The sequence below is a fragment of the Thalassobacter sp. HA4-2 genome (assembly GCF_055693705.1).
The window spans coordinates 96,381-109,898 of record NZ_JBVFUK010000001.1 but is presented as its reverse complement, the minus strand read 5'-3'; the positions used below and the strand labels follow the sequence as shown (position 1 = coordinate 109,898).

Annotated in this window: 14 protein-coding genes and 1 pseudogene; 11 read left to right on the top strand and 4 right to left on the bottom strand. The window is 62.4% G+C overall.

The features are described from left to right. The first annotated feature begins 8 nt into the window (after positions 1 to 8). The 8 genes and pseudogenes from puhA to ACZ1G0_RS00515 all read left to right on the top strand — a co-directional run bounded on the left by puhA (position 9) and on the right by ACZ1G0_RS00515 (position 5,993). A complete protein-coding gene (gene puhA, locus ACZ1G0_RS00550) occupies positions 9 to 776 on the top strand; it encodes a photosynthetic reaction center subunit H (RefSeq protein ID WP_472735158.1) in 768 nt (255 codons plus the stop codon). Positions 777 to 883: 107 nt separating this feature from the next. Beyond that, a complete protein-coding gene (gene puhB / locus ACZ1G0_RS00545; protein ID WP_472735157.1) occupies positions 884 to 1,453 on the top strand; it encodes a photosynthetic complex putative assembly protein PuhB in 570 nt (189 codons plus the stop codon). A 17-nt stretch (positions 1,454 to 1,470) separates the two neighbouring features. Beyond that, positions 1,471 to 1,950, top strand: a complete 480-nt coding sequence (gene puhC, locus ACZ1G0_RS00540; protein WP_472735156.1) for a photosynthetic complex assembly protein PuhC — start codon at positions 1,471 to 1,473, stop codon at positions 1,948 to 1,950. Positions 1,951 to 1,952: 2 nt separating this feature from the next. Then, positions 1,953 to 2,249, top strand: a complete 297-nt coding sequence (locus tag ACZ1G0_RS00535) for a hypothetical protein (protein ID WP_472735155.1) — start codon at positions 1,953 to 1,955, stop codon at positions 2,247 to 2,249. Next, positions 2,246 to 3,371, top strand: a pseudogene (gene acsF, locus ACZ1G0_RS00530) (magnesium-protoporphyrin IX monomethyl ester (oxidative) cyclase). Before ACZ1G0_RS00535 ends, acsF begins: the two are co-directional and overlap by 4 nt. A gap of 67 nt (positions 3,372 to 3,438) precedes the next feature. Then, complete coding sequence (gene puhE / locus ACZ1G0_RS00525; protein WP_472735154.1) at positions 3,439 to 4,242, top strand: putative photosynthetic complex assembly protein PuhE; 804 nt, start codon at positions 3,439 to 3,441, stop codon at positions 4,240 to 4,242. After that, positions 4,232 to 5,443 carry a 5-aminolevulinate synthase gene (gene hemA / locus ACZ1G0_RS00520; RefSeq protein ID WP_472735153.1) on the top strand — a complete coding sequence of 404 codons (1,212 nt, stop codon included), beginning with the start codon at positions 4,232 to 4,234 and terminating at the stop codon, positions 5,441 to 5,443. The genes puhE and hemA overlap by 11 nt, the downstream gene beginning before the upstream one ends. An 82-nt stretch (positions 5,444 to 5,525) precedes the next feature. After that, entirely contained in the window at positions 5,526 to 5,993 is a 468-nt protein-coding gene (locus tag ACZ1G0_RS00515; protein ID WP_472735152.1) for a c-type cytochrome, read from the top strand. Positions 5,994 to 6,021: 28 nt separating this feature from the next. Here the strand turns inward: ACZ1G0_RS00515 and bchO are convergent, their stop codons facing one another. The 4 genes from bchO to crtA are packed head-to-tail and all read right to left on the bottom strand — an operon-like array spanning position 6,022 to position 10,293. After that, positions 6,022 to 6,888, bottom strand: coding sequence for an alpha/beta fold hydrolase BchO (gene bchO, locus ACZ1G0_RS00510; protein WP_472735151.1), 867 nt, complete (start codon positions 6,886 to 6,888; stop codon positions 6,022 to 6,024). Then, entirely contained in the window at positions 6,885 to 8,594 is a 1,710-nt protein-coding gene (locus ACZ1G0_RS00505) for a magnesium chelatase subunit D (protein WP_472735150.1), read from the bottom strand. Before ACZ1G0_RS00505 ends, bchO begins: the two co-directional genes overlap by 4 nt. Continuing rightward, positions 8,591 to 9,595 carry a magnesium chelatase ATPase subunit I gene (gene bchI / locus ACZ1G0_RS00500; RefSeq protein WP_472735149.1) on the bottom strand — a complete coding sequence of 335 codons (1,005 nt, stop codon included), beginning with the start codon at positions 9,593 to 9,595 and terminating at the stop codon, positions 8,591 to 8,593. The genes ACZ1G0_RS00505 and bchI overlap by 4 nt, the downstream gene beginning before the upstream one ends. Beyond that, on the bottom strand, positions 9,592 to 10,293 hold the full coding sequence (crtA, locus tag ACZ1G0_RS00495) for a spheroidene monooxygenase (RefSeq protein ID WP_472735148.1): 702 nt from the start codon (positions 10,291 to 10,293) through the stop codon (positions 9,592 to 9,594). Before crtA ends, bchI begins: the two co-directional genes overlap by 4 nt. Positions 10,294 to 10,425: 132 nt before the next feature. On the opposite strand from crtA, the gene ACZ1G0_RS00490 reads away from it, so the two are divergent. Genes ACZ1G0_RS00490 through tspO form a run of 3 tightly spaced genes read left to right on the top strand, consistent with a single transcriptional unit; the run spans position 10,426 to position 13,482 of the window. Next, positions 10,426 to 11,994 carry a phytoene desaturase gene (locus ACZ1G0_RS00490; RefSeq protein ID WP_472735147.1) on the top strand — a complete coding sequence of 523 codons (1,569 nt, stop codon included), beginning with the start codon at positions 10,426 to 10,428 and terminating at the stop codon, positions 11,992 to 11,994. Further along, a complete protein-coding gene (crtB, locus tag ACZ1G0_RS00485; protein ID WP_472735146.1) occupies positions 11,991 to 12,998 on the top strand; it encodes a 15-cis-phytoene synthase in 1,008 nt (335 codons plus the stop codon). Before ACZ1G0_RS00490 ends, crtB begins: the two co-directional genes overlap by 4 nt. A gap of 22 nt (positions 12,999 to 13,020) precedes the next feature. Then, positions 13,021 to 13,482 carry a tryptophan-rich sensory protein TspO gene (gene tspO, locus ACZ1G0_RS00480; RefSeq protein WP_472735145.1) on the top strand — a complete coding sequence of 154 codons (462 nt, stop codon included), beginning with the start codon at positions 13,021 to 13,023 and terminating at the stop codon, positions 13,480 to 13,482. The last annotated feature ends 36 nt before the right edge of the window (positions 13,483 to 13,518 follow it).

Sequence of the window (13,518 nt, the reverse complement as noted above, 5' to 3'; positions counted from 1 at the left end):
AGGCTCCTATGACGGAACCATTCTTCGGCAACTTTGACCTCGCCAGCCTGTCGATCTGGCTATTCTGGGGGTTCTTCGCACTCCTGATCTATTACCTGCAGACGGAAAACATGCGCGAAGGCTATCCGTTGGAAAACGATGACGGCAGTGTAGCCGCCAACCAAGGGCCGTTCCCCGTGCCCACCAAAACCAAGACGTTCAAGCTGCCCCATGGCCGTGGCGACGTGACCCTGCCGGGCCCTGACGTGCAATCGGACCGCGATGTCGCCCTGCGCATGACCAACAAGGCGAACGGTTATCCGTTGGAGCCCACAGGCGATCCGATGCTGGACGGTGTTGGCCCCGCTTCTTGGGCCGCGCGCCGCGATGTGCCCGAACTGGACGGCCATGGCCATGCCAAGATCGTCCCCATGGAGGCGGCTGGCAACTTCCGCATTTCCGCTGGTCGTGACCCCCGTGGCTTGCCTGTTGTGGGCGGTGACGGTGTAACCGTTGGCACCATCAGCGACATGTGGGTGGACGCGCCGGAACAACTGGTTCGCTACCTCGAAATCGAGCTGGACAACGATGGCGGCAAGCGCCTTGTGCCCATGACGCTTACGCGCATCCACCGGACCAACGTCGAGATCAAGGCGCTTTACGCCAAGAACTTTGCGGGCATCCCCGTGACCAAATCCCCCACGCAAGTGACGCTGTTGGAGGAAGACAAGATCTCTGGCTACGTGGGGGGCGGCAAACTCTACGCCGATCCTGCCCGCCAAGAGCCTCAACTGTAATCAGGCCCCCTGAAACCCAGGCACGGAAGGACCGGACCCATGCCCCATGACGATTTTGACCAAGAACCCATTCGTGGCCTGCCAGAGCTTCCCCCGAGGGGGAGGAAGTGCTGTGGCAGGGCAAACCCAATTGGTGGGCTCTGACCCGAGAGAGCCTCGCCATCAAATGGGTGGCTGGATATTTCGTGGTCATCTTCGCATGGCGTGCGGTGGTGGCAGGCGCCACGATGAGCGTTTATGAATCGCTGATCGCCGCGTCCTTCTACCTGATCCTGGGTGCAGTTGCTTGCCTGTGCCTCCTCCTGACGGGGGTGGCGCAGGCCCAGACCACGGTCTACACCGTGACCAACAAACGGGTGGCCATGCGCATCGGCGCGGCCCTGACCCTGACGTTGAACTTTCCCTATTCCAAGATTTCCGCCGCCAATTTGACCACGCGCAAAGACGGCACCGGGACCATCGCGCTACAAACGATTGGCAAGATCCAGTTCGGCTACCTGACCCTGTGGCCCCACCTGCGGCCCTGGCGGTTTGCCCGGCCCGAACCTGCCCTGCGCGCCATCCCCGACGCTGCCCGCGTGGCCCGTATCATTGCCGAAGTGGCAGAACCCGAAATCGCACGGCCTCAGGTGGCACGGATAGACCCCGTACAGACCCCACTTGCCGCCGCAGAATAATGCAAAGGAACGACCAGATGGCCAGACCCCTGACCCCTGAACAAAAGCTTGTCGAGCGTGACAAGGAAATGATCCCCACGGTTCTGTTGCGGGCGCTTTTCGTGCTGGTGATGTGCGCCTTGGTGATCGTGACCTACGCCCGGCTGACCGACCGCCCCCTGGAGGCGATGCCGGCCATGGTCGGCGAAGTGCCGATCCTGAAACAGCGCACGATCTTCATCACCGGCGAGATGTCCGGCGCCGCCCGCGTCATGGATGCCAACGGCAGTGTGATCGCCAACCTTGACCAGACCGAAGGCGGCTTTGTCGCCGGTGTCTACCGCGTGCTGGACCGTGTCCGCACCCAAGCCAACGTCGATGTAAACCTGCCCATTCAACTGATCCTGTTTGAAAACGGTCAGTTGTCCTTGCGGGACGAATACACCGACTGGCGTGCCGAACTCATCGGCTTCGGTGCAACCAATGCGGCCACCTTTGCCGCCCTGTTGGAGGAATGATCATGGGTCTTATCACACGCGAAAAACAGACCGTCCCCTGCACGGTCGAAATCAGCCACTGCTTTGAATCCCTGCACGCCCATGTCCGTCTGAACGACGGCAGCGTGATCTATCCCGGTGACAGCGTTCAGGTTCAAGGCCCCGAGATCATGGCTCCCTTTGGCGAGGTCGTGACTGAGAACCGCACGGCCATCGTCACCCGCGCCAGCAAGCTGGAACAGCTTTGGACCCGCATGACCGGTGATTTTGAAATCATGGAACTGTGCGAATTTTCATTCTCTGAGGAGGTTTCGGTATGAATGCCCCCATCAAACACTCCGCCGATGCTGTGGACGCTGATCAGGCGCTGGCCGCTGAAAACTATGCCGTTGTGGACAGCGAAGGGGCCACGAGAACTGGCCATGCAGAACACCCTGCTGACGCCCCGTTTCTACACCACCGACTTTGACGAGATGGACGCCATCAACGTCGACGGGATCCGCGATGAATGGGACGTGCTGATCGGTCAGATGAAGGCGGACCCCAACAAGGGCCACTTCCGCAAGAACGAAGATTGGGACCACGTCGATTGGGACGGGATGGAACCCAAGCTGCGCGCGGAATTCATCGACTTTCTGGTGTCTTCCTGCACCTCCGAATTCTCGGGCTGCGTGCTGTACAAGGAAATGAAGCGTCGCGGCAACAACGACGACATCACCACCCTGTTCCAGCTGATGGCGCGGGACGAGGCGCGGCACGCAGGTTTCATCAACGATGCCCTGCGCGAGGCCGGGATTGCCGTGAACCTCGGGTTTCTGACCCAGCAAAAGAAGTACACCTACTTCCGCCCCAAGTTCATCTATTACGCGACCTACCTGTCCGAAAAGATCGGCTACGCGCGCTACATCACCATTTTCCGCCACCTCGAAAAACACCCTGAAAAGCGGTTCCACCCGATCTTCAAGTGGTTCGAGGAATGGTGCAACGACGAGTTTTCCCACGGCGAGGCCTTTGCCCTGCTGATGAAAACCGACCCCAAGCTGACCCAGCGGTGGGACAACAAGCTGTGGATCAAGTTCTTCCTGACGGCGGTCTATTCCACGATGTATGTGCGCGACCACCAGCGCCCCGCCTTCCACGAGGCTTTGGGCGTGGACGTGGATTGGTACGGCCACGCAGTGTTCGAAAAAACCTCCGAGTTGTCGAAACAGATCTTCCCGCTGACCGTGGACATCGACCACCCCCGTTGGGCCAAGGGTCTGACCAAGCTGCGCGCGGCCAACATCGCCGCTGACGCTGCCGTCAAACGGGGCGGCGTCGGGGGCAAACTGGCCAAGATGGTGTCGAACGTGCGCGCGGGCCTTGCCTTTGTGGGGATGCTGACAATCCCGTCCAAGCCGAACACGCCGCCCGTCAACACAATCCAAAAGCCTGCCTACTGATGCGCGACGTGGGTCACCATAACCCGAATATTCGTACGAATATTCGATCCACCGTCCGGGGGCGTGCATGATGTTTGCAAGCCCCTGGATCGCGGCGCTTGTGGCCCTGTTCGCTTGGTGGTTTTCCACCGGGCTGATCCTTCTGATGGTGCGCCGCGCGGACCATCGGGACGCGCACCTTTGGGCGACGCTGGGCAACCTGCCGCTGCTGTTCATGGGCGCTTTTGGGTTTTGGCATTCCCTGCATGCGGTGGACCTGGCCGGGGTCTACCTTGCCTTTTTCAGCGCGCTGGCGATCTGGGGCTGGATCGAGCTGTCGTTTCTGACCGGCATCATCACCGGCCCCAACCGCACCTATCTGAAACAAGGTGTGCCCGAGTGGGAGCGTTTCGTGCGCGCCTGGGGCACCGTGGCCTACCACGAAATCGCCCTTGCCACGGCACTGGTGGCGATGCTGTTCGCGGCGCATCATGCGCCCAACCGGTTCGCCGTCTGGACCTTTGCCATTCTGTTCGTGGCGCGTATCAGCGCGAAACTGAACCTGTATCTGGGTGTGCGCAAAATCAACGTGGAGTTCATCCCCTCGCCCCTGCGTCACCTTCCCAGCCATTTCCGCGAAGCCCGCGTGAATTGGCTGTTCCCAACGTCTGTCACCGCGCTGTCGTTTGCGACCGCGTGCTGGCTGGAACGTGTGGCAGATGCCCCTAGCCCCGCCACTGCGGTGGGCTTTGCGCTTTTGTCCGCCCTCACCGCTTTGGCCCTGCTGGAACACTGGCTGATGGTCGTAAAGTTGCCCGATGAAAAACTTTGGCGGTGGATGCTGCCCAAATCTAAAGACGAAGACCCGGAAGGACCCGAACATGCCCTTTGACACGCTTTTCAAAGCCCATCTCGATGCCCTCAAAGAAGAAGGCAATTACCGGATTTTCCAAGAGTTGGAGCGTGACTGCGGCACCTTTCCAAACGTGAAGAACCACGGCGAGGGGCAGGACAGCGTCACCGTTTGGTGTTCGAACGACTATCTGGGCATGGGTCAGAACCCAAAGGTCGTAGAGGCCATGGTCAACGCCGTGCAGGCCCATGGAACCGGTGCGGGCGGCACGCGCAACATCTCGGGCACCGCATGCCACCACGTGGAGTTGGAGGCCGAGCTGGCCGACCTGCACGGCAAAGAGGCGGCGCTTCTGTTCACCTCCGGCTACGTGTCCAACTGGGCCAGCCTGTCCACCCTCGGGTCGCGCCTGCCCAATGCGGTGATCCTGTCGGACGAGTTGAACCACGCCTCCATGATCGAAGGCATCCGCCACGCCAAATGCCCCCGCGTGATCTGGAAACACAACGACCCCGAGGACCTTGATCGCAAACTGGCGGCCCTGCCTGCCAATGCCACCAAGATCGTGGCCTTTGAAAGCGTTTATTCCATGGACGGTGACATCGCCCCCATCGAAGAGATTCTGGACGTTTGTGAAAAGCACGGCGCGATGTCCTACATCGACGAGGTGCACGCGGTGGGCATGTACGGCCCCCGGGGTGGCGGCGTGGCCGAGGAACGGGGCCTGATGGACCGCATCACCCTGATCGAAGGCACGCTGGGCAAGGCGTTCGGCTGCGTCGGCGGCTATGTCACCGGGTCTGCGGCGCTGATCGACTTCCTGCGCAGCTTTGCATCCGGTTTCATCTTTACCACCGCTTTGCCCCCTGCGGTGGCTGCGGCGGCCACGGCCTCGATCCGGCACCTGAAAGAGTCGGCTGCGGAACGTGACGCCCAAAAGGCCCAAGTCGCCCAGTTGCGGGCCAAACTGGACGCCGCCGGTATCCCCCACATCAACAATCCCAGCCACATCATCCCTGTGATGATCAAGGACCCGGTCAAATGCCGGATGCTGTCGGATTACCTGATGGAACAGTTCGGGATCTATGTGCAGCCGATCAACTATCCCACCGTGCCCAAAGGGACGGAGCGTTTGCGCTTTACCCCCGGCCCACTGCACACCGATGCGGATATCGACCATCTGGTCGATGCCCTGCGCACCCTTTGGCGGCAATGCGCCGTGGCCCATGCGGTTGCGTAACGAAAAGGTGAGAAACCTGTGGAACGCCTGACATAACTCGCTAGTTTGTGTTACTGAGAGTTCTCAAAAAGGGAGATCTAGAATGATCAAACGTCTTACACTCGCCGCCGCCGTTCTGGCCGCAGGCCCCGCATTCGCCGATGGCCACGCCGCAACCGGCGACGCGGCCGCCGGTGAAAAGGCATTTCGTCAGTGCGTATCGTGCCACGTCGTCGTCAATGACGAGGGCGAAACACTGGCCGGTCGTCGTGCGCAAACAGGGCCCAACCTGTACGCAATCGCGGGCCGCACGGTCGGCGCACAGGAAGATTTCCGCTACTCCAAACTGTTGGAAGCGGCAAACGAACAGGGCCTGACCTACGACGAAGCCCTCTTCGTGGCCTACGTCCAGGACCCAACCGGCGCGATGCAGGAAGCCACCGGCACAGGCGAACGGGGCAAGATGTCCTACCGCGTGCGCAACGAAGAAGATGCCGTGAACCTCTACGCCTATCTGGTGTCCCTGGCCCCAGCCAAGGAAGAGATGATGGAAGAAGAAACCACCAACTAAGGCTGGTTTCATCTGCTGATTGGGGCGGTCACGCGTTTGCGGGCCGCCCTTTTTCGTGGGCGCGTACCTGTGTTGCGACCCAGTCGGGGTCTTCTTCATGGATCAGATGGCCGCCGGGGTGGTTGGCGATCTGTGCACCGGGCACACGTGCGGCCGCGCGGACCGATACGTCCGGCGCGACGACCGCATCCTTCGCCCCGGTCAGGAACAGCGTGGACGCGCGCAGGTCCGGCAATTGCCGCCACAGCTTTTCCAATCGCCACATGGCCATCATGGCCAAGGTCCCCTCCACATGCGCCCGGTCAGAGGCCAGCGCGTGGTATAGGCGCACATCCTCCGGTATGATCTGCGACCCGGTCTGTTCCAAAATCTGACGCGTACGCTCGGGCGTCATGGTCAAGGCGAACAGGGGCCCGGTCAGCGGGTTCAGGGACATGATCTTGGCCATCACCGGAAAGGCCCAGCTGGCCATGCCGTCAAACATCTCGAACGCGCCGTTGATAAACGTCAGGCGCTGGACCTGATCCCCAAGGTTCAGGGCAAGCCGCGCGGCAACGGCAGCGCCCGCGGAATGGCCAATGATTGTCTGGGGGGCGATGTCTTGCTGGATCAGCAGTGCGGCCAAATCCTCGGCCACCATATCAAGGCCCGCCCTTGCCCGCGTGCCCATCATGGTGAACCCATGACCGGGCAGATCAACGGCCACAACGCGATGGGACTGCGCAAGGAGTGGCATCAAATGCCGCCATGAATGGGTCGATGCCCCGGCACCGTGCAGCAGCAGGATGGTCGGCCCCTCGCCCATGTCCTGGATGTGCCAGCGATGGGGGCGCACATGTACAAAGCGGGACGCCTGCCCATGGGGCCAGTAAGATTTATGGTTGCGCCAATTCATGCCTCCAGCGCTGTTGCCACCGCGCTGGACAGGCGTTGCGCATCGGCACGGGGCAGGGGCAGATAGGTCGCCCCCATGGTCCCGGCCAGATCGCGCAGGGCAGGCTGCGGACGGTTGCCCATGTCAATCACCAGCGCGGGCACGCCTTGGGCGTGGATCGCCCGGGCCAGTGTCGTCGCATCCTCGCCCGCTTGCTTGCGGTTCGCGGTGCCGTCAAGCGATACGTTCGCGCGCCCGTCCGTCAGGATCGCGATAGATGGCGTCATGCCGCGCCCCTTGGATTGATCCGCCAGCTCCATCGCCGCGCGCAGGCCAGCGGCCAGCGGTGTGCCGCCTCCGCCGGGCAAAGCGCCAAGGCGACGCTTGGTCTGCACAAGGCTGCGGGTGGGCGGCAGCAAGACTTCGGCCTGATCCCCCCGGAACGAGACAAGCGCGACCTGATCCCGGCGGGCATAGGCCTCGGCCAGCAACAGCTCAATCGCGCCCTTGGCCTCGGCCAGTCGGGACATGGCGGCGGACCCGCTGGCGTCCACGGTAAAGATGATCAGGCGGTCTGACTTTTCCTCGAACTGGCGGATGCGAATGTCGTCGGGGCGGATGTGCAGGCCCGCGCGGTCCGGCGCGGACTTGGCCCGCACCGGTTGCCAAGGGGCCGCCGCCCGCAAGGTCGCCACAAGGTCGATCCGATTTTCCCCATCCAGCGCCCCGGGGCGCGAGGGCAGGGGCCGCCCGCGTCGGTTGCCGCGCTTGGCCGCACCGGTGCCGCCGACGCTGGGTGCACGGCGCGGGGCCTTGGCGGCGGCAAGCCTCGCCAGCAGGTCCGCAGGCAAGACGGCCTTCGCCGCTTCCAGCAGGATTTCCTCCGGGATGGGCGGGATCACATCGTCCTCTTCGCCCTCATTTTCGATCTCGGAATTTTCGGGGGGTGTTTCGGGGTGGTTTTCGGGGGGTGTTTCAGGGTCGGCCTCTGGCGCCTCCGGCATCCGTGTCGCGCGGGGGGCCAGCACCAATTCCACGGCCAGTGTCAGGTCGTCTTCCTCCACCTCGTCGCTGTCCATCAACGCAGCCGAGGCGCGCGCAACGCGCAGCGCCAGCATCGGCGCGCGCAGCGAGTCGATGCCCAGGCCCGTCGCGACGCGGGTTACAGTGTCCAACGCCGATGCGTGCACGGTGATGCTGCCAAGGCGCGCGCGGGCCTGTGTGATCATGTCGAAATCAGGCTCTAATTCGGGGCAATCCCCCATGGCCAAGTCGCTCAGGTCGAGGTGCAGGCCCAGCCGGTCAACAAGGCATGTGGCCAGCCGTTCGTCAGGCTCCGCGCCCTCGTCCAGCGCGATCAGGCTGTGGCCCTGCGCCCCGTCAAGTGCCAGTGCAAGCCGCGCAGATAGACCCGCCGTGGCACGTTCTGCCATGGGCAGGACTAGGGCCGTGGGCGTGCCCAGTATCCCTTTGGATTTTATCAGTTTTCCGGCCCCAAGGGTCGCCGTCAGGTCCACCCCGCCAAACAACGCCTCGTCCCCGATGTTGGGCGCGATCCGGCGGACGGGCATGGGGGGCAGGGCCTTCAGCAGTCCCGCCACCAGCCGATCCCGTACCGGCCCGGACCGCGCGCGCACCCACAGACCGCCCAGGCCCGCAGGATCCACCCCAAGGCAGGCTACCGCAAGGGCGGCGCGGGACCAAAGCTCTTCGCCCGCCTCGGTCACACCAGAACTTCTTCGACCACCCGCGCCACCCGGGTCGAGGACCCGGCCTCGTCCAGCGGGTCGCGGCGCAACCGGTGGCGCAGGGCCATGGGCGCAATGGCGCGCAAGTGTGCGCGGGTCACGGTGTCGGCCCCCTCGAATGCGGCCAGTGCACGGGCGGTGCGCAACAGGGTCAATTCCCCCCGCAGCCCGTCGGACCCAAGGGTCACACACAAGGTCGCGCAATCGCGCAGGACCGCCTCATCCGTGCCCACCTTGGGCAGGTCTGCCTTGGCCGTCACAAGCCGCTCCCGCAGGGTCGCGTCCTCGGCCTGCCATTTGGCCATAAAGGCGGCCCGGTCGTTTTCATAGGCGTCGCGGCGGCGGATCACCTCTATCCGCATGTCGATATCCTTGGGGCTGGCGACTTCGACGGAAAGTCCAAAGCGATCAAGAAGTTGCGGGCGCAGCTCGCCCTCCTCCGGGTTGCCGGATCCGACCAGCACGAACCGCGCGGGGTGACGGATCGAAAGGCCCTCGCGCTCCACCACGTTCTCGCCCGATTGTGCCACGTCCAGCAGCAGATCCACGATGTGATCTTCCAGCAGGTTGACCTCGTCGATGTACAGATACCCCCGGTTGGCGCGGGCCAAAAGGCCAGGCTCGAACGCCTTTTCGCCCCGTGTCAGCGCGCGTTCGATATCCAGCGCGCCGACCACCCGGTCCTCGGTCGCGCCAAGGGGCAAGTCGATCACGGGGGTCGGTTTCGACACCATCTCGCGGTTTTCAACCAGCGCCCAGTCGGGGATACCCGCCTCGGTCACAGAATTTACGGGGCATCCGGCAACGGCGTCGATCGGGGGCAGTAACGCCGCCAAGGCACGCACGGCGGTCGATTTTCCAGTCCCACGATCCCCAAACACCAGAACCCCGCCAATGCCGGGGTCGATGGCCGTGAGGATCATGGCCTGTTTCATCTCGTCTTGGCCGACGATTGCGGAAAAGGGGAAGGGGGCGTTCATGCGGCGACCTTTGTGTTGGGGATGGGGGTCTGCCCCTCCCATGTGCCTGTCGTTTTGGTGACCCGGAACCGGGCATAAAGTTCTTCGGCGAACCAATCCCCATCGCGTACGGCGCGGATGGCGTCGGCGTGGGGGCCGTGATTTCGGGCAAATTCGGCCATGCTGGCGGCGTTTGGCCAGACCGAGAATGTCACTTGGTGCAGCAAGGGCACCTCGCCGATGCCGATCTTGAACATGACGTTCGTATCGTTGCCCACCATCCGGCTGATATTGCCCACCCGCGCCCAAAACTTCGGCGCTTTGTGCAATTTGACCGTGGCGCGGGTCAGGGCGGCAATGGGGCCGGTGTCTGCGGTGGTGGGTTCAAAGGGTTCCTGTCCGGACCAGACGCCACGGGCGGATATGGTGTTCAGGTACAGGGTGTAGTTTTCATCCGACCGATTCTGGAACCTCTGGAACACGGGAGATTGCAGACCAGCCTCGGCGGCCTCTGCACTGTCCCACGTGGCCAGAACGGCCCAGACAGCGGTGTTGGGGATCGGGGTAAACCCCTCGCCCGTGCCGGAGCCACACATCTTCCAAAACCCGATACCGGGCACGCGCGGCAAAGCCAGCCGGGCCAGCGCCATCTGGCCAAACATCCAAATGCGATTCGATACGGGCGTGTACCGGAAAATGCTGAGCGTGACGGTCTGCATCGCGACTCTCTCCTACGGTGTAAACTTAGTGTGACACATCCCATGTCAAATATGAAGTGAAACCGACACTTGCATGAATCGCTAGACAGTTTATTTGTAAACTTAACTAGACAGACCTAGGGTATCGTTATCATGACACGCCAAGACCCCTCTTTCATCGCCGACCCTGGTGCCCCCGGGCGTCCCCACGCCATCGTTGTCGGTGCGGGGTTGGGCGGATTGGCGGCGGGGATGCGGCTGGGTGCCAAAGGGTACAGGGTCACGGTTATTGATCGGTTGGACCTTGTGGGCGGGCGCGGGTCCTCGATCACCTCCAACGGCCACCGGTTCGACCTTGGGCCAACCATTGTGACCTGTCCGCAAGTGTTCGAACAGCTGTGGGCCGATTGCGGGCGCGACTTTCACGCCGATGTCGATCTGCGCGCCATGGATCCGTTTTACGAAATCTGGTTCCCCGATGGCGAGAAATTCACCGCCCGCAAAGGCGACGCCGCCATGGAGGCCGAGGTCGCCCGCCTGTCCCCCAGCGACGTTGTAGGCTTTCGCAAGTTTCTGAAGGACGCTGAGAAACGCTATGTCGTCGGTTTCGAAGGGATGGTCGCCAAGCCGATGCACGAGGCGTGGGAAACGATCAAAGTCCTGCCCCAGTTCGCATGGCTGCGCGCGGATCAATCCATCCTGAAACTGGCACAACGCCGGGTGAAGGATGAACGGCTGCGCATGGCCCTGTCGTTTCACCCGCTGTTTATCGGCGGCGATCCCATGCATGTGACCAGCATGTACGCGCTTGTCAGCCACCTTGAGAAAGAGTTTGGCGTGCACTACGCCATGGGCGGCGTGCAGGCGATGGCAACATCGATGGCCGGTGTCGTGCGGGACCAAGGCGGCCGCGTAATCTTGGGCGAGGAGGTGGACGAAGTGACGACCTCCAACGGTCGGGTTTCGGGGGTAAAGCTCGCCGGTGGCACGGAAATTTCCGCCGACATCGTCGTGTCCAACGCCGATGCGGGCCATACCTACACTCGCCTTTTGCGGAACGTGAAACGCAGACGCTGGACCAACCGTAAGGTGAAATCCCGGCGGTGGTCCATGGGCTTGTTCGTTTGGTACTTCGGCACCAAGGGTACCCGCGACATGTGGAAGGACGTGGGCCACCACACCATTCTGTCCGGCCCCCGCTACGAAGGGCTGTTGAAGGATATCTTTATCAAGGGCGAGTTGGCCGAGGATATGAGCCTGTATGTCCACCGCCCCACAGTCACGGATCCGAGCGCGGCACCTGACGGTGATGACACCTTCTATGCGCTGTCCCCTGTGCCGAACCTTGACCACAAGAACCCCGTGGACTGGACGATTATGGCCGAGGAATACCGTAAAAAGGTGCAGGCGGTTCTCGAAGAAAAGATGATGCCCGGCCTATGGAAGCACCTGTCGGCCTCCATGACGCTGACGCCGCCCGATTTCCGGGATCGGTATCTGTCACCCTTTGGGGCTGGGTTCTCGATCGAGCCGCGTATCCTGCAATCGGCATGGTTCCGGCCCCATAACGTCTCTGAAGAAGTGCCCGGCCTGTACCTTGTGGGCGCAGGCACGCACCCCGGTGCAGGTCTGCCCGGCGTGGTCAGCAGTGCGGAGGTGCTGGCGAAACTGGTGCCCGATGCCGTGCCCGTCCGGGCCGAAGTGCGCGAGGCTGCGGAATGAACCCCGCCGATCTGGATCACTGCCGCGAGGCGATCCGAACCGGGTCCCGATCGTTCTGGGCGGCGTCCAAGCTGTTGCCGGCCAACGTGCGCGACCCCGCCTTGGCGCTCTATGCGTTCTGCCGGTTGGCCGATGACGCAGTCGATGAGGTGGAGGATAAGGCCCCGGCGGTTCTACGCCTGCGCGACCGGTTGGAGCGCGCCTACGAGGGGCGGCCCTTTGACGATCCAGCAGACCGTGCCTTTACGTCCATGATCGAAGAATTCGACATGCCCCGTGCTTTGCCAGAGGCCCTTTTGGAAGGTCTTGCATGGGACGGAATGGAACGGCGCTATCAAACCCTGTCCGACGTGCGCGGCTATTCGGCTCGTGTGGCCAGTGCAGTAGGCGCCATGATGTGCGTGCTGATGCGCGTGCGCGATGCGGATGCCTTGGCCCGCGCCTGTGATCTGGGCGTCGCCATGCAGCTGACCAACATCGCGCGCGATGTGGGCGAGGATGCCCGCGCGCGTCGTATCTATCTGCCGCTGGACTGGCTGGACGAAGCGGGCATGAGCGTTGAGGATTTCTTTGCCGCACCAGAGGCCACGCCGGAGGTCCGCGAGATGGTGCACCGTCTGCTGGACGAGGCGCGGCGACTTTACATCCGATCCGAGGCTGGGATCAAATCCCTGCCTGCCGGTGCGCGCCCCGGCATCTTTGCCGCGCGGCACATCTATCAAGGTATCGGGCGCGAGATCAAACGTGCAGGCTACGACAGTATCAACCAGCGCGCCTACACAACAGGCGCGCAAAAGCTGCGTTGGATCGCGCGATCCATGGTCGAGGCCAGCGCGGTGACACTTTTTCCGAAGTCGCCCGTCCTGTTTGCAAGGCCCCTAGATGAGGTGGCCTTTCTGGTCGATGCCGCATCCACCAGACAATCCGCGTCGACTTGGGGCAACCAATTGGTCGAAGTTTTCGCCCAATTGGAAAAGAAGGACAGAGGTCTTTTGGACATCTGACCAATCGGGCTACCTGTAGTGAATGGATTGGTCCCTTTTTATCATATTTTTTGGCGCATGCTGCGCAGCCGCCGCAACCGGGTCTATGTTCCCGCCTGGCCCGTGGTATCGGGCATTGGATAAGCCGTGGTGGACGCCCAAGGACTGGATGTTCCCTGTTGCGTGGTCCGTGCTGTATCTGGTTTTGGCCTATGTGGGCGCCCGTGTCGCGCCGATGGACGGAGCCGCCTATGCCATGGCATTTTGGGCGCTACAGATCGCGCTGAACACTTTGTGGACCCCGGTTTTCTTTGGCCTGCAGCGACCACGGGCAGGGTTGGTGATCATTGGGTTTTTATGGTTGTCCGTCGTCGGACTTTTGATCAGCCTTTGGGCGTTGGACCAATTCGCATTTTGGTTGATCACGCCTTACGTTGTCTGGGTAAGCGTGGCGGCTGCATTGAACGCAAGCATCGTTTTGCGCAATCGGCCAGCAGTGGTTTGACCAAAATGAAAAGGGCACCCGAGGGTGCCCTTTACT

What these genes read in the sequence shown, in the direction of transcription:
- crtA (WP_472735148.1), bottom strand. Translation starts at nt 10,293, where the DNA reads ATGCAGACCGTCACGCTCAGCATTTTCCGGTACACGCCCGTATCGAAT.
- puhE (WP_472735154.1), top strand. Translation starts at nt 3,439, where the DNA reads ATGATGTTTGCAAGCCCCTGGATCGCGGCGCTTGTGGCCCTGTTCGCT.
- puhC (WP_472735156.1), top strand. Translation starts at nt 1,471, where the DNA reads ATGGCCAGACCCCTGACCCCTGAACAAAAGCTTGTCGAGCGTGACAAG.
- ACZ1G0_RS00490 (WP_472735147.1), top strand. Translation starts at nt 10,426, where the DNA reads ATGACACGCCAAGACCCCTCTTTCATCGCCGACCCTGGTGCCCCCGGG.
- puhA (WP_472735158.1), top strand. Translation starts at nt 9, where the DNA reads ATGACGGAACCATTCTTCGGCAACTTTGACCTCGCCAGCCTGTCGATC.
- tspO (WP_472735145.1), top strand. Translation starts at nt 13,021, where the DNA reads ATGGATTGGTCCCTTTTTATCATATTTTTTGGCGCATGCTGCGCAGCC.
- hemA (WP_472735153.1), top strand. Translation starts at nt 4,232, where the DNA reads ATGCCCTTTGACACGCTTTTCAAAGCCCATCTCGATGCCCTCAAAGAA.
- ACZ1G0_RS00535 (WP_472735155.1), top strand. Translation starts at nt 1,953, where the DNA reads ATGGGTCTTATCACACGCGAAAAACAGACCGTCCCCTGCACGGTCGAA.
- ACZ1G0_RS00515 (WP_472735152.1), top strand. Translation starts at nt 5,526, where the DNA reads ATGATCAAACGTCTTACACTCGCCGCCGCCGTTCTGGCCGCAGGCCCC.
- crtB (WP_472735146.1), top strand. Translation starts at nt 11,991, where the DNA reads ATGAACCCCGCCGATCTGGATCACTGCCGCGAGGCGATCCGAACCGGG.
- bchI (WP_472735149.1), bottom strand. Translation starts at nt 9,595, where the DNA reads ATGAACGCCCCCTTCCCCTTTTCCGCAATCGTCGGCCAAGACGAGATG.
- bchO (WP_472735151.1), bottom strand. Translation starts at nt 6,888, where the DNA reads ATGAATTGGCGCAACCATAAATCTTACTGGCCCCATGGGCAGGCGTCC.